This window comes from Streptomyces sp. SDT5-1 (assembly GCF_052245995.1).
GTDB lineage: Bacteria > Actinomycetota > Actinomycetes > Streptomycetales > Streptomycetaceae > Streptomyces.
The window spans coordinates 2,840,844-2,861,099 of sequence record NZ_CM125963.1 but is presented as its reverse complement, the minus strand read 5'-3'; the positions used below and the strand labels follow the sequence as shown (position 1 = coordinate 2,861,099).

The following is a 20,256-nucleotide window of genomic DNA, read 5'->3' as shown; positions in this document are numbered from 1 at the left end:
GCTCGGTCGGATGAGCGAGACCGAGAACGAACACGAAGCGAAGATGGCGCGCCCGCGCATGGCCTCGGGCGCGCTCTTCTTTGATGCCCAGGGCCGCGTCATGCTCCTTGAGCCGACGTACAAGGACTACCGGGATATCCCCGGTGGCTACGTCGAGACGGGCGAGTCTCCGTTCCAGGCCTGCGTCCGCGAGGTCCGAGAGGAACTCGGCATCGCCCCGGCAGTCGGACGCCTTCTCGTCGTCGACTGGGCGCCGAGCCCCGCCGAGGGCGACAAGGTGCTCTACCTCTTCGACGGCGGTGTTCTGCCCGAGCGGCTCCAGGCCGAGATCGTCTTGCAGGCGTCCGAGATCAAGTCATACGACTTCCACCCCATGGATGCCGTCGACGGCTTCACGATTCCGCGCCTCGCACGCCGTATCCGAGCGGGTGTGGCTGCGCGGGGCGCCGGCAACGTGGCGTACCTCGAACATGGGCTGCCACCGGAGTAACCTCTCGCCGCTACAAGGCGCAGGTCAGCGACCTTGCATCAGTAGATGGAGCAGCGTCATCACCCCGACTCCAACAACGAGGGCGGCTCCGAACGATGGATGCTCAAGAGCGACGTAGACCGTGCCGCAGCCCACGAGCAGAAGCAGTGCCGTCCGCTGGTCTATCTGGCTGTTCATTCGAGGGGCCTCCCTGTGTCTGCGTCGTCTCTGCTGAGACCTGGTGACCGCTGACACAGAGGAACAACGACTGGAAATTGGACAGAATACCCGCGCCGGCCAGGCGTTTTGCTGATCTTGTGGGACACTACCTCGCTCCACGGACGCCTCGGCCCCGGCGAGAGTGTCGCCGATAAAATCGAAAACATGACCGAATCGAGCTTGCCGGAGCGCATCGAGAAGCACCGCACGGTCGCGGCCTGGCTGGAGTACCAGCTCGGGCAGGAGCGGGCCACGATCCAGCGCCTGGAAGGTGAGGCCGTCGAGCAGGAGCGCCGACGCAAGGTCGCCTGGAAGCAGTCCCGCTTCACGGTTCAGGAGCCGCCCCACGAAGCGGCCCCGTACGTGATCCACCGGGGAGGCTGCACGAAGAACCCCAACCCTCTCGACTACTACGAGGCGCCCGACCTGGTCATGATGATGCGCGGGCGGAACGCTTCTCCCTGCCCGATCTGCAATCCGATGCCCGGGCTCCGGGGCACGTGGATCCCCACACCGGACTTCGGCGAGGACGCCTGAAGGTTGGCGAGCCGCTGGTCGCCTGTCGGTGCAGCGCGACTACGAGCTGCTGCGCTTTCGCTGCGCCTCGGCCTTGGCCAGGCATACATTGCACAGTGGGCTCGACGGTCGCCCTGTAGTCGCCGGCCCGTACTTCTGAGCCTGATTCGGGCACCGTGCCGTTGCGCAGGGACCCGCTCCCGAGACCGGGGGTTCGTACGCGACCTCGTCGGGGGCGGGCGTTGTCATGGCGGCGTATCCCTCTCTGTCCGGATTTCAGCGAGATGATACGCCTGTACTCGAACAAACGGTGGAACATCGGGTGCCCGCCGCACAGGCCGCGGGCTCGTGGGGCTGCCGCTGCGGGCCTGTCGTCCGGGCGCCGCAGTTCAGCGCGCGCAGGCGGCGGCATCACCGCAGGCTGACGGGGTGGAGCAACCCGTCAAAGTCGCCCTTGCCGAAGCTGTCGCCGAGCTGCCCGCGGGTCCGGGCTGGTGGTACGAACCAAAGTTCGACGGGCACCGGATGGTCATGCTGCGCACGGACCAAACGGTCGTGTGCCAAGCACGTTCCGGTCGCACCGTCACTGCCGCCTGGATGGACCTCGCTGTGGCCGGCCAAGCGGCGCTGCGTCCCGGCACTGTCCTGGACGGAGAGGCGGTTGTGTGGGCCGAGGAATGCCTGGACTTCTCGGCGGCGCAGGCCCGCGCAAACTCCACTGTGCGCCGAGCGGCGGCACTCGCCGCCGAGTACCCGGCCTCGTACGCCGCGTGGGACTGTCTCGCGGTCGACGGCCAAGACCTACGCGGACGTCCGTACACCGAGCGGCGCGCGGCCCTCCTGAACGTGCTCGTTGACGTGCCTCCGCCGATCCAGGCCGTGCCCGCCACGGATGACGTCACGGTCGCGCGCGTCTGGTTCGAGCAGCTCCAGGCGCAGGGAATCGAGGGCATCGTGGCGAAACGCGCAAGCAGCCCGTATCGCGCTGGCCACATCTGGAAGAAGGTCCGCCACAGCGAGACCGTCGACGCTCACGTTGTCGGCTACGTTGGGCCGCCGTCCCGTCCCCGCCGAGTGGCTGTGCAACTGCCAAACGGGCGGCGGGTCTTGTCCCGGTCGCTGACCGCTCCCATCGCGGCGGAGGTGGCGCGGTATGTCGCGGAGGCGGACCCCGGCCTGCGGGCGGTAACTGACAATGGTGAGGAGTACGCGACGGTTCCTCGTGGTCCCGTGGTCGAGGTCGCGGCAGGGACGACACGACACGCGACTGTCACCGTCACCCGCGTGCGATGACTGAGAGGCGCCGTGCGTGGAGCAAGCCAGAGACTTTAGACCTAGGTTGTTTCATTTAGGGGTAGCTGCTTTCGTGCAAGGACTTCCTTGATCTGGCGGACGGCATGCCCGGGCTCTTCGTGCTCCCAAAAGCGCAGAACGGTCCACCCCCGGCCCGTCAGGTGTTCTGTCAGTTCTCTATCGCGCGCCATGTTCCTGTCCAGTTTGGTGCGCCACCACCCCGCGTTAGCCCGGGGTTTCGTGGCATGGTCCGGGCACCCGTGCCAGAAGCAGCCGTCTACGAAGACGGCAATATTGGCCCTGGGGAAAGCGATGTCGATCCGCTGACGGGGCATGCCTGGCACTGGAAGTTCGATCCGGTAGCGCAGGCCCGCCGCATGTAGGTCTCGTCGAAGTGAAAGCTCGGCCCTCGTGTCGCGGGATATCTGCCGGCTCATACGGGCGGCGACAGCAGCATCAGAGTGTTGAGGGGGCCCAGGAACCTCTCCGCCCATAGCGGCAGCGACGATCTGCGTAGCCAGCAGCACGGGAGTGGAGTTACCGATTTGCTGAGCTTGGCATGGGCCAGACCATGGGTAGTCAGCGGGAAAGCTCTGAAGTAGACCTGCTTCTGCGGCGGTCAAACGTTCTGGCTGGGTGACGCCATCAGACACGACCCGATGGCGGTGAACCTTGCCGGTAACGGTGGGGGCTGGCTCCTCGGAGCTGCGCCGTCCGCGAGCTCTTGGATTGCCACCAGAGCCGTAGGGGGACACCAAGTGGAAGGGCTCAGGCCGCTCCAACACTTCCCCCATGGAGACCCACGGGAGTAAGGGGAGGCCTGATGGATCGTTCCGGGTGCCCTTGAATTGTTGGTGCGTCGGCTCGGGGAGGCGCGCCCTGCCTTGACGCCGCGCGATCAACACGGCTCGGCTGCGGGTCTGAGGGTCGCCAAACTGCTCAGCTCTCAATACTCCACTGGCGACGAAGTACCCTTCGTTCGACAGAACATCACCGATGGCCCGCCAGGCCGGCAGCGCGCTGGGCCCCTGCGTCAGAACGATGGCTTCATACGGGCGACCATTGTCTATGGCTGCAAGTGCCCACCTGAGTGGTTCAAGTACCAATCCGGCCCGCACGTCGGGGAGTTGAGTCACAGCTTCCGTGACGTCTTTGCGCGCGATCATCCGCTGCATCACTGCCAGAACACCGTCGAGGGCGCGCCGCCCCTTACCGGTTCCTGCGGTAGCGAATATTGGGCACGGCGGCCCAGCTGCAAGGAAGTTGGCCACAGGGAACTCGCTCGGCGCGTGGTCCCTGACGTCGCCTTCTATGGTCGCGAGCCCAGCCGCCCGACGCGTGGCACACGTACCCGGGTCCCAGTCGATGCCAACGGCTGAAAGGCCTAGACACTGAGCAGCCAGGTCCAGCGCGCCTGCCCCAGCGAACAGGGTAACGAGCTGGTAGTCGTCCATGATGCACCCCTTCGCGCGCTAACTAGGCCCGGTGTAACGGTAGTTGTCGGCTAGGGATGAGCTGCACTCGGGGTGGTGTCAGTGCCTCATGGGAGGCTGCACTTGTGGTGGCGAAACCACCCACGGAGCCCAGGGCGCGATTGCGCCACGCGGACAGCCGGTCCGCAAAGCAGCCGCGGTGGGCGTCGTTGGCCTCTGGTAGTGGAGGTCGCCAGGCGCACTGTCCGCACCGATTGATGAATTGAGGAGCTTTGGCATGGCGACTGACAAGCTGGGAAATATTCTCAGTTCTGTAGCCAAGAGAATGCGAGCCGATTTTGAGCAGTCGCGGAACTTCAATCATAATGGCGAGGCTGGCACATCGCGCGAAGTCCTAATTCAACAATTTCTCTCCGGCTACCTTCCAGCTCACGTTGAAGCGGTCCACAACGTGGAGGTAATTTCGACTGATGGAGAGGTGTCACCACAGTCAGACATTGTCATCATTGATCGCGGCACGCCGCCATTTACCAGCCTAGCGGGATTTCGCATCATCCCCAATGAGTGTGTTTACGGGATGGTCGAAGTCAAGACGAAGCTCGATAAGCAGCAGCTTCTGGACTCGTGTGAAAAGATCAGCAGGTTGCGGAGGATGCCTAAAAATGCGTATCGCCCCATCCCTGGTGTGATCGCGCGAACCACAGCAGCCTACGGGGATACGTACGATCATTTTCCCACGTCGGGGGTAGTGGTTGCTTTCGATAGCCTTGACCTGTGCACGATCGGGAAGCACCTGATGGAATGGTGTAAGACTCGAAATCCGAGCGAATGGCCGGATAGCGTTTGGGTAGTGGGGAAGGGGTATCTACAGTGGGGAGATCCGCAAACTGGGGTCCTCTATCGGTCCCCAAGGGCCGGGGCTGCGCTCTTTCAAATCGACGCAGACCCCGACCAGGACGTACTTCTCCCTTTGGCGATCCATCTGAACATCCACTTCTCTGAAGCTTGGATGCACCCGCTCAATTTGGCAAACTATGCCGGAGATAGGCCGCTGGGAAAGTACGCTAGGGCATGGAATGTCTAAGAGGATTGCAGTTGCGGTACTGCTGGTCCGACGAATCGGCCATCGTCTGCACGATAAACGACCTGCACTTCGTACCTCTGCAGCAAGGAGTACATGTCCGGGGTAGGTGCGTCCGGTAGCAGGATGACGCGACGGGGCTCGCCCTCATGTTCGGGCATTTTAACGTAACGGCTATAGTCCAGGACCTGCCCTAGGGCCATTCGCACATCCTCACGAGAATTTGATCCCTTAGCTTCGTACAAAACGTGAGCTGTGGCATCGTAGAGATCTGCGCGGAGAGTGGATGTGAGACCTTTCACCTTGATCTGATACGCCCCGGTGCGATGCCCAGCCCTGTCGAGGTGTTCCTTATATGACTGAGTCAACTCGGCCTCGCGCCTGATGGCTACCGTGGCAGCTGTTGCAGCTCTGAGGCTGAGTTGATTACCGAAGGCTTCAGGGAGCACGAAGGACCCACTAGTTTCGGAATTAGGTGCAGGCTTTCGCCTCTTCTTGCCAGATCGGATGCGCTGCGTCGGCAACGGCAGGTTTCCGCTTGTGGCGGGATCACACTGGAATGTGGCTGCTGTAACCGGCTTGAACGGAATGAACTCTCCGTCAGTCTCCTGGGCAGGTGGGATAACATCCTTTTCGTCGCGGAGTACTTCTCCCGCGGCGCGGAGCCTGAAGATAATGACGTTGCGTTCCAAACCGTCTTCGCCAGGGCCCCGGCGCCAGACATAAGGTTCCAGGCTGTCCAGAGTGAAAGAACCCAAGTAGCGGTGGTTCATTGTGTCGCTCCCCGGGGCCCTCCCTGCTGCCTTAAAGACGCGCAGCACCCGACCTTGCTCTGCGTGGCGCAGAATCGCTCGATTTCCCGAGCCGGCCACACCTTCGAAGGTCTGGTCGCCAGATCTGCCTGCGCCGGTGTACTCGAATACGGCCCCAAGGTCGTCTTCCTCGGCTAGCCACCCGTCGTAGTAGCCGTATTGTTCGCCCGCGTCAGGATCTGAGTAGAGGTTGACGCTTTTCTTCTCGACGGAGGCGCAGATCCCGCCTTGGGGGCTCCCCCCGAAGACTGGGCGGATCTGGGCCCGACTACGGACATCTCCGGGGTTGATCACCTCAACGTTTGTGGCCATGAGGTGACCCTAGATCACGGGACTGACAGTCGGTCCCAGCCCATGTGCGAGGCCAAGGGTGAGTAACGGATGGTCAGTTGGAGGGCGCTGGGAGTGCCCCACGTCGTGGGTACGGGGCGGGGCACTCGGCCGTGCGTGTGGGGTCTACTCGAAGATGTTGGGGACGGGGATGCGGTTCACGCGCCGGTTAGCGTTCCAGGCGGAGGCAACAGCCAGGTGAGCGGCCTTGAGGCGCCCCTTGGTGCCATCGGCCCGAGTGTTGTTGTTCGTGGCGGTGGTCTGAATCTTGGCCTTGAAGGAGAGAGGGTCGCCCTGGCGCTTGAGCTTTTGTGCCAGCTCCACAGGCTTGACCAGGTCAGGGTGCTTGTTGAGGACGATGGCGATACCGCCGATGGTGACGGAGTGCCAGGTGTCCGGCGTGCGGCCCCAAGCGCTCTCGGCGATGGCGAGCGACTGGTCCAAAATTTCGGGGCCATACTCCTCAACGATGCTCAGGATCCCCTTGATGCCCCTGACGCCGTTGGTGGTCCGGCTGCCAACCTTCAACTGATGCTTCTCCAGCACCGCGTTGGTGTCTACGAAGAGCGGGTGTCCCGCGAGCACGCCGATCCTGAACTCGTCGTTCGGACCGACCTTCGAGGACTCCTTGTTCTTGATGATGAACAGCGAAGCCTCATTGGCCATCGAAAGACCGGAGTGAACTTCACAGGAGATCTTGTCCTCGATGGCCCGGCGAACTTCCTCCGAGACCGTGACTTTGCCGGCAAGGATGAGCTGGCAGGCGTACACGCGATGCATGCCGTCGACCGCATACAGGCCGTCTTCACGCTGAGAGAGGATGGGCGTCCCGAGCGCGGTAGGGATCAGCTTCTCAGCGATGGCCTGGGCTCGGGACTTATTGAGGTTGCGCTGGGCGCGTGGGTCGAACTTGATCGACCTGGGATCCACCTTGACGTAGCCGATCGGGTGGTCCGGAATGCCGTAGCTGTAGTTCCTGTCAGACATGAGCTCCCCCTCGTGCGTGTGTCAGCACCCCGGTGGGGGTGACGGCGACACATGTCAGCTCCCGTTTGCGGGAGACGTCGACCTGGCGGTGATCAGGTTATAGGGGAAGCGTGTTCAACTAGTGGGGATTTGGTGAAGTGCGTTGTATCTAGCTGCTGTGCGCCGCGATGGCAGTGGGGGCTCAAGGCGCGGGCTGATGCCGCAACGTTCGGTCGGGACAGGGCTCACTCGCAGTCCCGAGTTGGCAGCTCGGCCGGCCGCGCAGGGGGCTAGTCGCCGGGCCGTCGCTGGGCCGTCGGAGGGTGGCCCACAGTGACCACCAACGACCATCAACGGCCGCAGCACCGCAGGTCAGACGGGGGTTGTGGCGGAACGCGGCAGGCCGCCCCAGAGGGGCATCAATTCCTGCGCAACAAGAAGCAGGAGTGGGAGGAGTACCGGAGCGAGGTCACGGCGTTCGAGCTGCGGAAGAACCTGCCGGTGCTGTAGGGCTCCGGTGTCGTAGGGCTACAGGGCGTCCCGCAGCGGCACCGTCCCGCGTTTGCGGTATTCCTGGATGGACCAGCCGTTGCCGTCCGGGTCCGTGAAGTGCATGAAGGTGCCGCCGTCGCCGGGGCCGTACTGGACCGGCTCGGAGACGTCCAGGCCGCGGGCGCGGAGTTCGTCGTACGCCGTCTTGATGTCGGCGACGCACAGTTGCAGGCCGTGGTACGTGCCGGGGGTCGCCGTGCCCGTCGGGGTCGGGACGCCCGTGGCGAGGGTGACCGAGCAGCCGGAGCCGGGCGGCGTGAGCTGGACGATGCGCGCCCCCGGCATCACCTCGCGGTCGACGTCGCAGCGGAAGCCCACCTTGTCGACGTAGAACGCCTTCGCGCGGTCGACGTCGGAGACGGGCAGGCCGATCACTTCCAGGGTCATGTCCATGGGGGAAAGATAGGGGCGAATGCCGGGTTCCGGGCCGGTTCGGCGCGGCTGCCGGCTCAGCGCTCCGAGAGGGGCGCGGGGGCCTCCTGGACCGTCCAGCCGTTGCCGTCCGGGTCGGTGAAGAACATGAACGAGTTCCACACCTCGCCGGGCCCCTCCTCCCAGCCGCCGGGCCCCGCGTGCTGCACCGGACTGACGTCGACGCCCCGCGACACCAGCTCCTCGCGGGCCGCCGCGATGTCCGTGACGCACACCTGGAGCCCGGTCAGCGACCCCGGCGCCATCCGCGGCTGCCCGGGAGCCCCCGGCAGGCCCTCCGCCAGGGACACCGAGCAGCGCGAGCCCGGCGGGGTCAGCTGCACGATGCGGATGCCGGGGGCCACCTGGCTGTCCAGGTCGACCTTGAAGCCCACCTTGTTCGCGTAGAAGTCCTTCGCGCGGTCCACGTCCGAGACGGGGACGACGATCACCTCGAGGGTCCATTCCATGGTCTGTGTCCGTCCTCTCGTGCCACTCACGGGCGCTGTCACGATTCGGCGCTGTCGCGGCGTCATGCGAACCGCCAGCGGGTCTGGGCGAACCGGTCTCCCTTGCTGAAGCCGAAGACCGTGCGCGGCGCGACCGCGAAGACCAGGGCCGGCCCTTCGCGGCCCTGGAACGCGCCGTCGGCACGGACCTCGAAGTGCCAAGCCGGACCGTACTTCGCCTCCCACGCCTTGGCGAGGGAACGCAACCGTTCCGTTTCGGTGACGCGCACCGCCCGCCCCTCCACCGCCACGTCGAACCCCGCGGCCCAGGTGTTCGTGCCCGTGGTGAGGACGACCTCCGGGTTCTCCGCGACGTTGAGCGCCTTGCGTTCGTCGGCGCCGGTGCTGAAGTTCAGCGCGCCGTCCCGCCACACGGCGATGAGCGGGGTCACGTGCGGGCGGCCGTCGGGGCGCACCGTGGAGATCCAGAACAGCTCGGCGCCCGTCAGCAGCCGCTCGGCCGCCGCCCACGGCACGGGCTCCGCGCCGGGGGAGCTGTAGCGCGGATCGATCGACGTCCGTGGCGGACCGGAGCGGGGTTCGTGCGGCATCGCGGGCTTCCTTTCCGCGTACGAGGCCTCTCGTCCACAGGTGGTGACCCCGCACGCCACCACAACTCATCGGTCGAGGCCGGAGCGCAGTAGGCTCAAGGCCACCGTTGATCGAACAGGAGGCCGCACAGATGACGTCGGTGCCGCACGAAGGGGGACGGTGGTGGGAGACGGGCGGCCGCAGGAGCAGCACCTTCACCCGGCTGCTGCGTCACGGCTTCACCGACCCGTCCGCCGCCGAGCGGCTGCTCGACGCCCCCGCCCTGTCCGCGCTGCGCACCGACCCGCTGCTCCTCGACGCGCTCGGCGCCACCGCCGACCCCGACCTGGCGCTGCTCGGCCTGGTCCGGCTCGTCGAGGCCCAGGACGACGAGACGGACCGCCGCGAACTCCTCGACACGCTCCTCGCCGCGAAGCCGCTGCGCGACCGGCTGCTCGGCGTCCTCGGCGCCTCCGAGGCCCTCGCCGACCACCTCGCCCGGCACGCCACGGACTGGCGGGCCCTCGTCACGTACGAGGCCGGTGATCTGCATCCGGGCGTGGAGGAGTTCGAGCGGCAGCTCGCCGACGCCGTCGACGAGGACTCGCTGCGCGTCGCCTACCGGCGCTGCCTGCTGTCCATCGCCGCCCGCGACGTCTGCGGCACCACCGACATCACCGAGACCGCCGCAGAGCTCGCCGACCTGGCGACCGCGACGCTGCGCGCGGCCCTCGCCATCGCCCGTACGGCCGCGCCCGCCGACGCCGCGCAGTGCAGGCTCGCCGTCATCGCGATGGGCAAGTGCGGCGGCCACGAGCTGAACTACGTGTCCGACGTCGACGTCATCTTCGTCGCGGAGGCCTCCGACACCTCGGCCGACGAGGGGAAGGCCGTGCAGGCCGCAACCCGACTGGCCTCGCACATGATGCGGATCTGCTCCGACACCACCGTCGAGGGCACCATCTGGCCCGTCGACGCCAACCTGCGGCCCGAGGGGCGCAACGGCCCGCTCGTGCGCACCCTCTCCTCCCACCTCGCCTACTACCAGCGCTGGGCCAAGACCTGGGAGTTCCAGGCGCTCCTCAAGGCCCGGCCGGTCGCGGGCGACCTCGACCTCGGCGAGGAGTACGTCGCCGCGGTGTCGCCGATGGTGTGGCAGGTGTCGGAGCGCGAGAACTTCGTGCCCGACGTGCAGAAGATGCGCAAGCGGGTCGTCGCCAACATCCCCGTCGGCGACGTCGACCGCGAGCTGAAGCTCGGGCCCGGCGGGCTGCGCGACGTCGAATTCGCCGTGCAGCTCCTCCAGTTGGTGCACGGCCGTTCGGACACCGCGCTGCGCAGCGGCACCACCCTCGACGCCCTCGCCGCGCTCGCCGAGGGCGGCTACGTCGGCCGGGTCGACGCCGTGCAGCTCGACGACGCCTACCGGTTCCTGCGCACGCTCGAACACCGCATCCAGCTCTACAAGCTGCGCCGCACCCACCTCGTGCCGGAGGACGACGCCGACCTGCGCCGCATCGGCCGCTCGATGGGGATGCGCACGGAGCCCATCACCGACCTCAAGCGGGCCTGGAAGCGGCACACGTCCGTGGTCCGCCGCCTGCACGAGAAGCTGTTCTACCGGCCGCTGCTCGACGCCGTCGCCCAACTCGCCCCCGGCGAGACCCGGTTGCGCGCCGACGCCGCCCGCGAACGGCTCGTCGCGCTCGGCTACGCCGACCCCAGCTCCGCCATGCGGCACCTGGAGGCCCTGGCCTCCGGCGTCAGCCGCAAGGCCGCCATCCAGCGGACGCTGCTGCCGGTGCTGCTCGGCTGGTTCGCGGACTCCGCCGACCCGGACGCCGGGCTGCTCAACTTCCGCAAGGTGTCCGACGCGCTCGGCAAGACGCCCTGGTACCTGCGGCTGCTGCGGGACGAGGGCGCCGCCGCCGAGAACCTCGCGCGCATCCTGTCCGCGGGACGCCTCGCCCCCGACCTCCTCATGCGCGCCCCCGAAGCGGTCGCGCTGCTCGGCGACGAGCGGGGCCTGGAGCCGCGCGGGCACGCCCAGTTGGCGCAGGAGGCGCTCGCCGCGGTGCGGCGCGCGGACGGCGGCGAGCAGGCGGTCACGTCGGTGCGCGCGGTGCGCCGCCGCGAGCTGCTGCGCACGGCCGCCGCCGACATCATCGCCTCGTACGGCACCGAGGACACGCCCGCCGTCGCCGACCAGGGCGCCCTCGTGGACCAGGTGGGCGCCGCCGTGTCGGACCTGACGGCCGCGACGCTCGACGGGACGCTGCGGGCCGTGGTCCGCGACGGCTGGGGCGACACCCTCCCGACCCGGTTCGCGATCATCGCGCTCGGACGTTTCGGCGGGCACGAGCTGAGCTACGGGTCCGACGCCGACGTGCTGTTCGTGCATGAACCCCGGGAGGGCGTCAGCGACCACGAGGCCACGCAGGCCGCCAACAAGGTCGTCTCCGAGATGCGCAGGCTCCTCGCGCTGCCCAGCTCCGACCCGCCGCTCCTGATCGACGCCGATCTGCGGCCCGAGGGGAAGTCCGGGCCGCTCGTACGGACCCTCAAGTCCTACGAGGCGTACTACCGGCGGTGGTCGTTGGTGTGGGAGTCGCAGGCGCTGCTGCGGGCGCAACCGGTCGCCGGGGACGAGGAGTTGGGGCGGGCGTTCATCGAGCTTGTCGATCCGTTGCGGTATCCGGCGGAGGGGCTTGGGGACGACGCCGTGCGGGAGATCCGGCGGCTCAAGGCGCGGATGGAGTCGGAGCGGTTGCCGCGCGGGGCAGATCCGACGCTGCACGCCAAACTGGGGCGTGGCGGGCTGTCGGACGTCGAGTGGACGGTGCAGCTGCTGCAGCTTCGGCACGGGTGGGCGGAGCCGGGGTTGCGGACGACGCGTACGCGTGAGGCGTTGGCCGCCGCGTGTGCCGCGGAGCTGATTCCGGCGGAGGACGCGGCGATCCTCGACGAGGCGTGGGTGCTGGCGACGCGGGTCCGCAACGCGGTGATGCTGGTGCGTGGGCGCCCGGGGGACACGTTCCCGTCCGACGCGCGTGAACTCGGCGCGGTGGGGCGCTACTTGGGCTATGACCCCGGTCACGTCGGCGACATGCTGGAGGACTACCGCCGCACCACGCGCCGCGCGCGGGCGGTGATGGAGGCGCTGTTCTACGACGCGTAACCCTGCGGGGCTCGACCGGTCGTCCGTTGCGCGGCCCCGGGGCGCCTGTGCTGTGCCGTGGCCGGCGCCCTTCGCGGGTTCGGCCTGCACCGGGGGGGGGCCGCCTTGCCCACCCTGCCGCCCTGGGGGCCCCGGACGGAGTCTGGGGGAGGCAGATTGCCCAAGGCGGTGACGGCTACCCGTAGCCGTTGCGGTTGCCCGTGGCGTAGGGGCGGGGTGCGTCAGGTGTACGTGTCCAGGAGGGTGCGGCACTGGGTGACGAACCCCGTCAGCGCGAGCTCGAACGCCGCGTCCGTGCGGGCGTCCGGACCCGCCGCCAGCGCCCGCTCGAGATGCGGCGTCGCACCCTCCTCCGACGGCTCCCACATCGTGTCCGGCGCCGCCACGTCCAACGCGGACCCCAGCACCACGTTGTCCAGCGCGATGATCACCGGCATCACGTCCGGCAGCGCGAACCCCGCCTCGAGCAGCAGCGCCACCCCCAACTCGTACTGCGCGAGCACCCGCGGCGCCCGCACGGGATGCGTGGTCAGCAGCGGGATCGCCCTGGGATGCGCGGCGAACGCCGCACGGTACGACCGCGCCCACCCCGCGATCGCCTCGTCCCACGGCAGCCCGGAGGTCAACGGCGTCTCGTCGATCGCGGAGCAGATCCGCTCGCGCAGCAGCTCGACGATGCCGTCCCGCCCGTCCACGTGGTGGTAGAGCGAACCCGCCTGCACCCCGAGCCTGCGCGCCACCTGCGGCACGCTGAACTCGCCCTTCTCGTCGACGATCTCCAGCGCCGCCGTGGCGATCCGCTCCCGGTCGAGGAGAGGTGTGCGCGGCCGCCCCATCGAGGTCCCTTCTCCGTGCCTGCGCCCGATCTTCGAAAAATCGGGTCTTCCCGTATGCCCAACGGGAGGTTACATTGCGAAAACCAAAAGCCTTTAGATTTACGCCCGTCCGCAGCTCGGGCCAGCCGCCAGAAGGGCTCCCTGCCGCATGTCCGTGACCTCCCCGAAGACCGCCCCGCCCAGCGCACCACCCGGCCTCCGCACCGGCACCCTCGGCACGTCCGACATCGCGTTCTTCGTCGTGTCCGCCGCCGCCCCGCTCACCGTCATGGCGGGCGTCGCCCCCATCGCCATCGCCCTCGGCGGCGTCGGAGCCCCCGCCGGCTACCTGCTCGCCGGCATCACCCTCGCCGTATTCGCCATCGGCTTCACCACGATGAGCCGCCACGTCACCGGCGGCGGCGCCTTCTACTCGTACATCACCCAGGGCCTCGGCCGCCCCGCCGGAATCGGCGCCGCGCTGCTCGCGATGGTCGGCTACAACGGCATGGAGATCGGCGTCTACGGACTCCTCGGCTCCGCCACCCAGGACACCGTGCACGCCCTGTTCGGCGCGGACGTGCCCTGGCTGCCCGTCGCCCTGCTCGGCCTGGCCGTCATCTGGTACGGCGGCTTCCGCTCGATCGACTTCGGCGCCAAGGTGCTCGGCGTCCTGCTCGTCGCCGAGACCGGCATCCTGCTGCTGCTCGCGGGCGGCGTCCTCCTCAGGGGCGGCGCGCACGGCCTGACCCTGACCTCCTTCGCGCCGGGCAACGTGCTCGTGCCCGGCACGGCCGCCGTCCTCGCCTTCGCGTTCGCCGCCTTCACCGGCTTCGAGTCGACCGTCATCTACCGCCGCGAGGCCCGCGACCCGAACCGCACCGTGACCCGCGCGACGTACATCGCGGTCGCCTTCCTCGGCCTCTTCTACGCGTTCACCGTGTGGATCGCCATCCAGTCCTTCGGCGACGCCGCCGTCGTGAAGGCCGCGGGCGACGATCCCGCGAACCTCTTCTTCACCGCCATCACCACCTTCGTCGGCGGCTGGGCGGCCGACCTGATGCACGTCTTCATCGTCACCAGCGTCATCGCCTCGCTCCTCGCGTTCCACAACGCCATCAACCGGTACGCGCTCGCCCTCGCCGACGAGGGCGTCCTGCCGCGCGCCGTCGCCCGCATCCACCCCAAGCACCGCTCCCCGTACGTCGCCGGGATCGCGCAGACCGTCCTCGGCGCGGTCGTCGTGCTCGGGTTCTGGGCGGCGGGCGCCGACCCGTACGACCAGCTGCTGCTGTGGGTGAACACGCCCGGAATGATCGGGCTCATGGCGCTCCAGCTGCTCGCGGCGCTCGCCGTGCCGTTCTTCTTCCGGCGGATCACGCACCAGGAGGGCACGCTCCGGACGGTCGTCGCGCCGATCGCCGCGACGATCCTCCTGGCCGTCGCGATCGGCCTCGTGGCCACCCACATCGACCTCTTCACGGGGGCGTCCCCGCTGGTCAACTGGATCCTGATGGCCGTGGCCCCGGCGGTCTTCGTCCTCGGCCTCGCGCTGGCGTGGCGCCTGAAGCGCTCCCGCCCGGAGACGTACGAAAGGTTCGGCCAGTAACGGGCCGACGTCACGGGGCCCTGCCCCGGACCCCGCTGCTCAATCGCCGCAGGGGCTTGATCTGCAGAAACGGAGCCACCCCCACCTCATGTCACACGCCGACCTCCTCCTCACCGGCACCCGTGTCCGCACGCTCGATCCCGCTCGGCCGGAGGCGAGCGCCATAGCCGTGGCCGACGGCCGGATCGTGGCCGTCGGCGACACCCGCGAGCTCGTACGGGACTGGCAGGGGCCGACCACCGAACGGATCGACCTCGCCGGCGCCCACGTCCTCCCCGGCTTCGTCGACTCCCACGCGCACCCCGTCTGGGGCCTGGAGATGGCCACCGGCGTCGACCTCAGCGGTGTGCGGGACCTCGACGGACTCCGCGCAGCCCTGCGCACAGCAGATCGGCTCGGCGGCTGGGTCGTCGGGTGGGGGCTCGACCACAACGCGTTCGAGGGGCGGCCCATCCACCGCGAGCTGATCGAGGACGTGCTCGACGGATCACCCGCCTTCCTGCGCCTCTACGACGGCCATTCCGCCCTGGTCAGCGGCGCCGCCCTGGACGCCGCCGGGATCACCGGGCCGCGCTCCTTCGCCCAGCGCGCCGAGATCGTCTGCGACACCGAAGGACGGCCCACCGGGCACCTCGTCGAGCATGCCGCCATGGACCTGGTGTACGAGGTCGCGCCCCGCGCGTCGGCCGCCGACCGCCGCTCCGGGCTCGTCGACCTGCTGAGCACGATGGCCGCGACCGGACTCACCGGCGCGCACGTCATGGACGGCTCGGGGCTCGACCTGCTGGCCGCCGTCGAGGAGGAGACGGAGCTGCCGATGCGGCTCACCGTCTCGCCGTGGTGCATGCCCGGCGTGGACCGGGACGGGCTCGACGAACTCGTCGCGCTCCAGAAGCTCGGCGGGCGGCGCTGGACGGTCGGCGGCGTGAAGTTCTTCATGGACGGCACCGTCGAGGGCGGCACCGCCTGGCTGGAGCACGCCGACTGCCACGGGCAGGGCACCGACGCGTTCTGGCCCGACCCGGCGGCGTACAGCGCGGCCGTACGACACCTGCACGCGGCCGGAGTCCGCACCGCCACGCACGCCATCGGCGACGCCGCCGTGCGGCACGCCCTCGACACCATCGAGGCGCTCGGCGCGAGCGGCCGCGACGCGCACCGCATCGAGCACATCGAGTCGGTGCCGGACGACACGCTGCCGAGGTTCGCGGCGCTCGGCGTCGCCGCGTCGATGCAGCCCCCGCACACCGCGTACACGAAGGGCGACCACAGCGACGAGTGGTCCAAGCGGCTCGGCGAGCAGCGGGCGGGCCGCGCCTGGCGCACCCGCGACCTGCGGGACGCGGGCGCCGTGCTCGCGCTCGGCTCGGACTGGCCGATCGCCCACTACGACGCCCGGCAGGTGCTCGCCACGGCCCGCGTGCCGCGCGGCGCGGCGGGACCCGCGCAGGGGCTCACCGGCCTGGAGGCGCTGGAGGGTGTCACCTCGCACGCCGCGATCGCCGCGGGGCAGTCCGAGGACGCGGGCCGGATCGCGGTCGGCCTGCGCGCCGACCTCACCGTGCTCGGACTCGACCCGGTCACCGCGCCCGCCGACGAGATCGCCGAGGCCCCCGTCGCCCTCACGGTGACCGACGGCCGGATCACCCACCGCGGCGCCTGACGCACACGACGCAGGGGCGGCACCGACCGGTGCCGCCCCTGCGCACGCCGCCTACACCTTGGCCGGCAACAGCGGTGGCGTCACCAGCTTCGGCAGCGCGTACGGCAGCGCCCCGTACCAGGCCCTCGCCACCGCGAACCCGAACGCCAGGCAGAGCATGCCGCCCACCGCGTCCAGCCAGAAGTGGTTCGCCGTCGCCACGATGACCACCAGGGTCAGCGCCGGGTACAGCAGCCCCAGCACGCGCACCCACGGCACCGAGGCGAGCGCGAAGATCGTCAGGCCGCACCACAGCGACCAGCCGATGTGCATCGACGGCATCGCCGCGTACTGGTTCGACATGCTCTTCAGATTGCCCGAGGCCATCGAGCCCCAGGTCTGGTGCACCGCGACGGTGTCCACGAAGTGGCCGCCGTTCATCAGCCGCGGCGGCGCCAGCGGATAGAAGTAGTAACCGACGAGAGCGACCGCCGTCGTCGCGAACAGCGCGAGACGGGTCGCCGCATAGCGGCCGGGATGGCAGCGGAACAGCCACACCAGCACGCCCAACGTGATGACGAAGTGCAGTGTCGCGTAGTAGTAGTTCATGCCGACGATCAGCCACGACACCGAATTCGCGGCATGGTTGATCGTCTGCTCGACGGCGATCCCGAGACTGTGCTCGGCCCGCCAGATCCAGTCGGCATTGCGCAGCGCCTGCGTCCTCTGCTCCGGGACCGCGTTGCGGATCAGCGAGTACGTGTAGTAGCTCACCGCGATCAACAGGATCTCGAACCAGAGCCGCGGGCGCCGCGGCACCCGAAGGCGACGCCCGGCGCGGTCTTCCGCGATGGGTGATGAAGTGGCCCCTTTGCGGCCTTCACGTGCTGTCACGGTCGTTTCACCCATAGGCACAGAGTCTGCCAGATTGCGACCCCACGTCCGATCATCCCCTGGGCGGGTCACGGGCGCACCCGCTACGCCCTACGGACGAGGCCGAACCCCTACGGAAACCGCTGCCGACGCGGCCGTGGAACCCCGAACCACCAGCTCCGGCATGAACACGAATTCACTCGGCGGCGCGGGCGTGCCGCCCACCTCCTCGAGCAGCGTGTGCACCGCCGCCTGACCCATCGCGTGCACCGGCTTGCGGATCGTGGTCAGCGGCGGATCGGTGAACGCGATGAGCGGGGAGTCGTCGAAACCGACCACCGACACGTCCTTCGGCACGTCGAGGCCGCGCTCGCGCACCGCCCTGATCGCGCCGAGCGCCATCATGTCGCTCGCGCACACCACCGCCGTGCAGCCCCGGTCGAGCAGCGCGGCCGTCGCGGCCTGACCACCCTCCAAGGTGTAGAGCGAATGCTGCACGAGGTCCCGCTCGATCTCGCCCTCCGGCAGTCCGAGCCGCTCCGCCATCGTGCGTACGAAACCCTCGATCTTCCGCTGTACGGGCACGAAGCGGCGCGGCCCGACGGCCAGGCCGATCCGCGTGTGGCCGAGCGACAGCAGATGCGTCACCGCGAGCCGGGCCGCCGCCCGGTCGTCCGGCGAGATGAACGGGGCCGCGACCGCCGGCGCGTACCCGTCGACGAGCACGAACGGGACGCCCTGGCCGCGCAGCCGCTCGTAGCGCCCGGTGTCCGCGGTCGTGTCGGCGTGCAGCCCGGAGACGTAGATGATGCCGCTGACGTCCCGCTCGACCAGCATCTCGGTCAGCTCGTCCTCGGTGGAGCCGCCCGGCGTCTGCGTGGCCAGCACCGGCGTGTACCCCTGCCGGGTCAGGGCCTGCACCACGACCTGGGCGAGCGCGGGGAAGATCGGGTTCTCGAGTTCCGGGGTGATCAGGCCGACCAGGCCCGCGCTGCGCTGCTTGAGGCGCACCGGGCGCTCGTAGCCGAGCACGTCGAGGGCGGCGAGGACGGACTGACGGGTGGCCGCGGCGACCCCCGACTTCCCGTTGAGCACGCGGCTGACGGTCGCTTCGCTGACCCCCGCTTGTGCTGCGATGTCGGCAAGGCGTGCGGTCACGAAACGCGACCTTACCCGTCACTCGCCGCATTGCCCACCGAGCGGGAAGTGCCGTACCGGCAAGCCCGGTTGGGTCGGCCACCCGGGACGGTGAACCGGGCGAAGCGCGAGTCGCCGCACCGGTGCCCGGCGGTAGCGTGGTGCGGCGGGCCGAGGGGGCTCGTCCAGCTCCGTCGCAGCGAGGGGCCTCTCGTGGACGCCATGGCTCAGGGAACAGCGACCGGCACCGGATGCACCGTCCTGGTCGTCGACGACAGCGCCGCCAACCGGTACGCGCTCGGGGCCGTCCTCAGCCGGGCGGGACACGTCGTCGTGCCCGTCCGCTCGGCCGGCGAGGCCCTCGTCGAACTCGACGTACGGCTGCGCGCGGGGGAGCTGCCCGATGTGGCGCTCGTCGACGTGGGGCTGCCCGACCTCAGCGGGTTCGAGCTGTGCCGCCGGGTCAAGGCGCTGCCCACCCTCGCCGGGATCCCCGTCGTGCACTTCTCCGCGCGGCCCTCCGTGCCCGCGGACCGCTGCCGGGCGCTCGACGCGGGCGGCGAGGCGTATCTGACGGTGCCGGCCGAACCCGAGGAGATCCACGCGGTGGTGCGGGCCGCGCTGCGCGGCGTGCGCGAACTCACCGACGCGCAGAGCCAGTTCGAGCACCTCACGCTGCTCTCGCGGGCCGTCGTCGATGTGCAGGGCGCCCGCGGACTCGCCGAACTCGCCCGGGCGGCCGCCACCGCGACGGCCCGGCTCACCGACGGCGACGCCGCCGTCTTCGTCCTCGGGGACAACGGCGCGGTGCACACCGGACTGTCCCGGCGCTCCCCGACGGCGCACGCGCCGGACGCCGCGGCGCGCGAGCGGGCCGTCGAGCTGGTGCGGCAGGTCAACTGCGGTCCTGGCGGCGTCCGCACCACGCTGCAGCCCGCCGCCGTATGGCCGCGCGCCTACTTCGGTCCTGGCGGCGCGCGGCTCACGCTCGCCAGGACCCGCGACGGGCGGCTGCCCGTGTGCCTGGCCACCCCCGGGTTCGCCGACCCCGAGGGGCGGATCGGGCCGCTCGTCGCGCAGCTCGCCCGCGCCACCGCGCTCGCCGCGGAACCCCTCGTCCTGTACGAGCAGGAACGCCATGTCGCCCACACGCTGCAACACAACTTCCTGCCCTCCGAACTGCCCCGCTTCCCCGGCCTCGACATCGACTTCCGCTACGAACCCGCCTCCCAGGAGGCCGAGATGGGCGGCGACTTCTACGCGGCGCTGCCCACGCCCGACGGCGTGCTCGTCGGCGTCGGGGACGTCGTGGGGCACTCGCTCGACGCGGCGACGGTCATGGTCGAGCTCCGGCACGCGCTCCGCGCCTACTGCCTGGAGGACCCGCGCCCCGCGCACCTCGTGGCCCGGCTCGACCGGCTGCTCCAGCACTACCACCCGCAGCTCACGGCGACGCTGTGCCTGGCGCTCGTCGACCCGGCGACCGGGCGGACGAAGGTGGCCAACGCCGGGCACATTCCGCCGCTCGTCGTGCCGGTCGGCGGGGCGGGGCGGTACGTCGAGGCGGCGGGGTCGCTGCTCGGGCTCGGGCTGCCGCGGCCCGAGCCGACCCCGGTCGACCTCGGGGTCGGGGACCGGCTGCTCATGGTCACGGACGGGCTCGTCGAGACGCGCGGCGTCGATCTGGCGGTGTCCCTCGAGGAGCTGCGACGGGCGGCGGGGGCGGCGCCGGCCGCGCCGGGGAAGCTGTGCGACGCGCTCCTCGAACGGTTCGGGCTCGACCGGGCCGACGACATCGCGCTGCTCGCCGTGAGACGCGGTGTCCGCTGGGCGGAACGTGATTGTGCGGTGGGGTGACTCCGGGCGAGGGTGTGATCGCC

The 20,256-nt window shown here is 69.4% G+C and carries 18 protein-coding genes and 1 pseudogene; 9 read left to right on the top strand and 10 right to left on the bottom strand.

Annotated features, from left to right (window positions below; genetic code table 11):
• Nucleotides 1–10 precede the first annotated feature (10 nt).
• A complete protein-coding gene (locus tag ACTWJ8_RS13365; RefSeq protein WP_443263915.1) occupies nt 11–490 on the top strand; it encodes an NUDIX domain-containing protein in 480 nt (159 codons plus the stop codon).
• Between the two features lie 24 nt (nt 491–514).
• Here the strand turns inward: ACTWJ8_RS13365 and ACTWJ8_RS13360 are convergent, their stop codons facing one another.
• Nucleotides 515–667, bottom strand: a complete 153-nt coding sequence (locus ACTWJ8_RS13360) for a hypothetical protein (protein ID WP_443263914.1) — start codon at nt 665–667, stop codon at nt 515–517.
• A 186-nt stretch (nt 668–853) separates the two neighbouring features.
• Here ACTWJ8_RS13360 and ACTWJ8_RS13355 point away from each other — a divergent pair, with 186 nt between their 5' ends.
• Both ACTWJ8_RS13355 and ACTWJ8_RS13350 read left to right on the top strand, forming a co-directional pair.
• On the top strand, nt 854–1,225 hold the full coding sequence (locus ACTWJ8_RS13355) for a hypothetical protein (protein WP_443263913.1): 372 nt from the start codon (nt 854–856) through the stop codon (nt 1,223–1,225).
• A 408-nt stretch (nt 1,226–1,633) separates the two neighbouring features.
• Entirely contained in the window at nt 1,634–2,497 is an 864-nt protein-coding gene (locus tag ACTWJ8_RS13350; RefSeq protein WP_443263912.1) for an ATP-dependent DNA ligase, read from the top strand.
• Nucleotides 2,498–2,538: 41 nt separating this feature from the next.
• Here ACTWJ8_RS13350 and vsr read toward each other — a convergent pair whose 3' ends face one another.
• Nucleotides 2,539–3,951: a DNA mismatch endonuclease Vsr gene (gene vsr / locus ACTWJ8_RS13345; protein WP_443263911.1), complete on the bottom strand. Its 1,413-nt coding sequence runs from the start codon at nt 3,949–3,951 to the stop codon at nt 2,539–2,541.
• A gap of 256 nt (nt 3,952–4,207) precedes the next feature.
• Between vsr and ACTWJ8_RS13340 the strand changes: the two genes are divergently transcribed.
• Nucleotides 4,208–5,014, top strand: a complete 807-nt coding sequence (locus ACTWJ8_RS13340; protein WP_443263910.1) for a DUF6602 domain-containing protein — start codon at nt 4,208–4,210, stop codon at nt 5,012–5,014.
• On the opposite strand, the gene ACTWJ8_RS13335 is transcribed toward ACTWJ8_RS13340, so the two are convergent.
• Both ACTWJ8_RS13335 and ACTWJ8_RS13330 read right to left on the bottom strand, forming a co-directional pair.
• Nucleotides 5,011–6,135, bottom strand: a complete 1,125-nt coding sequence (locus ACTWJ8_RS13335; RefSeq protein ID WP_443263909.1) for a hypothetical protein — start codon at nt 6,133–6,135, stop codon at nt 5,011–5,013. The two genes, ACTWJ8_RS13340 and ACTWJ8_RS13335, sit on opposite strands and share 4 nt — an antisense overlap.
• Nucleotides 6,136–6,279: 144 nt before the next feature.
• Nucleotides 6,280–7,140 (bottom strand): DUF6551 family protein, encoded by an 861-nt coding sequence (locus ACTWJ8_RS13330; protein ID WP_443263908.1) that lies wholly within the window; start codon nt 7,138–7,140, stop codon nt 6,280–6,282.
• A gap of 402 nt (nt 7,141–7,542) precedes the next feature.
• Between ACTWJ8_RS13330 and ACTWJ8_RS13325 the strand changes: the two are divergent.
• Nucleotides 7,543–7,629, top strand: a pseudogene (locus tag ACTWJ8_RS13325) (glutamine synthetase); the annotation flags it as partial.
• A gap of 18 nt (nt 7,630–7,647) precedes the next feature.
• Here the strand turns inward: ACTWJ8_RS13325 and ACTWJ8_RS13320 are convergent.
• The 3 genes from ACTWJ8_RS13320 to ACTWJ8_RS13310 form a co-directional block, all read right to left on the bottom strand.
• The gene (locus tag ACTWJ8_RS13320) at nt 7,648–8,064 is read right to left on the bottom strand and encodes a VOC family protein (RefSeq protein WP_443263907.1); all 417 of its coding nucleotides are present in this window, start codon (nt 8,062–8,064) and stop codon (nt 7,648–7,650) included.
• 56 nt (nt 8,065–8,120) lie between these two features.
• Nucleotides 8,121–8,552 (bottom strand): VOC family protein, encoded by a 432-nt coding sequence (locus tag ACTWJ8_RS13315; protein ID WP_356377787.1) that lies wholly within the window; start codon nt 8,550–8,552, stop codon nt 8,121–8,123.
• 62 nt (nt 8,553–8,614) lie between these two features.
• Entirely contained in the window at nt 8,615–9,142 is a 528-nt protein-coding gene (locus tag ACTWJ8_RS13310) for a pyridoxamine 5'-phosphate oxidase family protein (protein ID WP_443263906.1), read from the bottom strand.
• Between the two features lie 131 nt (nt 9,143–9,273).
• On the opposite strand from ACTWJ8_RS13310, the gene ACTWJ8_RS13305 reads away from it, so the two are divergent.
• On the top strand, nt 9,274–12,300 hold the full coding sequence (locus tag ACTWJ8_RS13305) for a bifunctional [glutamine synthetase] adenylyltransferase/[glutamine synthetase]-adenylyl-L-tyrosine phosphorylase (RefSeq protein WP_443263905.1): 3,027 nt from the start codon (nt 9,274–9,276) through the stop codon (nt 12,298–12,300).
• 221 nt (nt 12,301–12,521) lie between these two features.
• On the opposite strand, the gene ACTWJ8_RS13300 is transcribed toward ACTWJ8_RS13305, so the two are convergent.
• Nucleotides 12,522–13,136: a TetR/AcrR family transcriptional regulator gene (locus ACTWJ8_RS13300; protein ID WP_356377796.1), complete on the bottom strand. Its 615-nt coding sequence runs from the start codon at nt 13,134–13,136 to the stop codon at nt 12,522–12,524.
• Between the two features lie 148 nt (nt 13,137–13,284).
• On the opposite strand from ACTWJ8_RS13300, the gene ACTWJ8_RS13295 reads away from it, so the two are divergent.
• Both ACTWJ8_RS13295 and ACTWJ8_RS13290 read left to right on the top strand, forming a co-directional pair.
• The gene (locus ACTWJ8_RS13295; RefSeq protein WP_443263904.1) at nt 13,285–14,724 is read left to right on the top strand and encodes an APC family permease; all 1,440 of its coding nucleotides are present in this window, start codon (nt 13,285–13,287) and stop codon (nt 14,722–14,724) included.
• 88 nt (nt 14,725–14,812) lie between these two features.
• Complete coding sequence (locus ACTWJ8_RS13290) at nt 14,813–16,387, top strand: amidohydrolase (RefSeq protein WP_443263903.1); 1,575 nt, start codon at nt 14,813–14,815, stop codon at nt 16,385–16,387.
• Between the two features lie 51 nt (nt 16,388–16,438).
• Here ACTWJ8_RS13290 and ACTWJ8_RS13285 read toward each other — a convergent pair whose 3' ends face one another.
• Both ACTWJ8_RS13285 and ACTWJ8_RS13280 read right to left on the bottom strand, forming a co-directional pair.
• Nucleotides 16,439–17,275, bottom strand: a complete 837-nt coding sequence (locus ACTWJ8_RS13285; protein ID WP_443263902.1) for a phosphatase PAP2 family protein — start codon at nt 17,273–17,275, stop codon at nt 16,439–16,441.
• A 75-nt stretch (nt 17,276–17,350) separates the two neighbouring features.
• Nucleotides 17,351–18,397, bottom strand: a complete 1,047-nt coding sequence (locus ACTWJ8_RS13280) for a LacI family DNA-binding transcriptional regulator (protein ID WP_356377808.1) — start codon at nt 18,395–18,397, stop codon at nt 17,351–17,353.
• Nucleotides 18,398–18,598: 201 nt separating this feature from the next.
• On the opposite strand from ACTWJ8_RS13280, the gene ACTWJ8_RS13275 reads away from it, so the two are divergent.
• Nucleotides 18,599–20,233 (top strand): SpoIIE family protein phosphatase, encoded by a 1,635-nt coding sequence (locus ACTWJ8_RS13275; protein WP_443263901.1) that lies wholly within the window; start codon nt 18,599–18,601, stop codon nt 20,231–20,233.
• The last annotated feature ends 23 nt before the right edge of the window (nt 20,234–20,256 follow it).

What these genes read in the sequence shown, in the direction of transcription:
- ACTWJ8_RS13315 (WP_356377787.1), bottom strand. Translation starts at nt 8,552, where the DNA reads ATGGAATGGACCCTCGAGGTGATCGTCGTCCCCGTCTCGGACGTGGAC.
- ACTWJ8_RS13275 (WP_443263901.1), top strand. Translation starts at nt 18,599, where the DNA reads ATGGCTCAGGGAACAGCGACCGGCACCGGATGCACCGTCCTGGTCGTC.
- ACTWJ8_RS13330 (WP_443263908.1), bottom strand. Translation starts at nt 7,140, where the DNA reads ATGTCTGACAGGAACTACAGCTACGGCATTCCGGACCACCCGATCGGC.
- ACTWJ8_RS13335 (WP_443263909.1), bottom strand. Translation starts at nt 6,135, where the DNA reads ATGGCCACAAACGTTGAGGTGATCAACCCCGGAGATGTCCGTAGTCGG.
- ACTWJ8_RS13320 (WP_443263907.1), bottom strand. Translation starts at nt 8,064, where the DNA reads ATGGACATGACCCTGGAAGTGATCGGCCTGCCCGTCTCCGACGTCGAC.
- ACTWJ8_RS13365 (WP_443263915.1), top strand. Translation starts at nt 11, where the DNA reads ATGAGCGAGACCGAGAACGAACACGAAGCGAAGATGGCGCGCCCGCGC.
- ACTWJ8_RS13290 (WP_443263903.1), top strand. Translation starts at nt 14,813, where the DNA reads ATGTCACACGCCGACCTCCTCCTCACCGGCACCCGTGTCCGCACGCTC.
- ACTWJ8_RS13310 (WP_443263906.1), bottom strand. Translation starts at nt 9,142, where the DNA reads ATGCCGCACGAACCCCGCTCCGGTCCGCCACGGACGTCGATCGATCCG.
- ACTWJ8_RS13360 (WP_443263914.1), bottom strand. Translation starts at nt 667, where the DNA reads ATGAACAGCCAGATAGACCAGCGGACGGCACTGCTTCTGCTCGTGGGC.
- ACTWJ8_RS13295 (WP_443263904.1), top strand. Translation starts at nt 13,285, where the DNA reads ATGTCCGTGACCTCCCCGAAGACCGCCCCGCCCAGCGCACCACCCGGC.
- ACTWJ8_RS13355 (WP_443263913.1), top strand. Translation starts at nt 854, where the DNA reads ATGACCGAATCGAGCTTGCCGGAGCGCATCGAGAAGCACCGCACGGTC.
- ACTWJ8_RS13340 (WP_443263910.1), top strand. Translation starts at nt 4,208, where the DNA reads ATGGCGACTGACAAGCTGGGAAATATTCTCAGTTCTGTAGCCAAGAGA.
- ACTWJ8_RS13305 (WP_443263905.1), top strand. Translation starts at nt 9,274, where the DNA reads ATGACGTCGGTGCCGCACGAAGGGGGACGGTGGTGGGAGACGGGCGGC.
- ACTWJ8_RS13300 (WP_356377796.1), bottom strand. Translation starts at nt 13,136, where the DNA reads ATGGGGCGGCCGCGCACACCTCTCCTCGACCGGGAGCGGATCGCCACG.
- ACTWJ8_RS13285 (WP_443263902.1), bottom strand. Translation starts at nt 17,275, where the DNA reads ATGGGTGAAACGACCGTGACAGCACGTGAAGGCCGCAAAGGGGCCACT.
- vsr (WP_443263911.1), bottom strand. Translation starts at nt 3,951, where the DNA reads ATGGACGACTACCAGCTCGTTACCCTGTTCGCTGGGGCAGGCGCGCTG.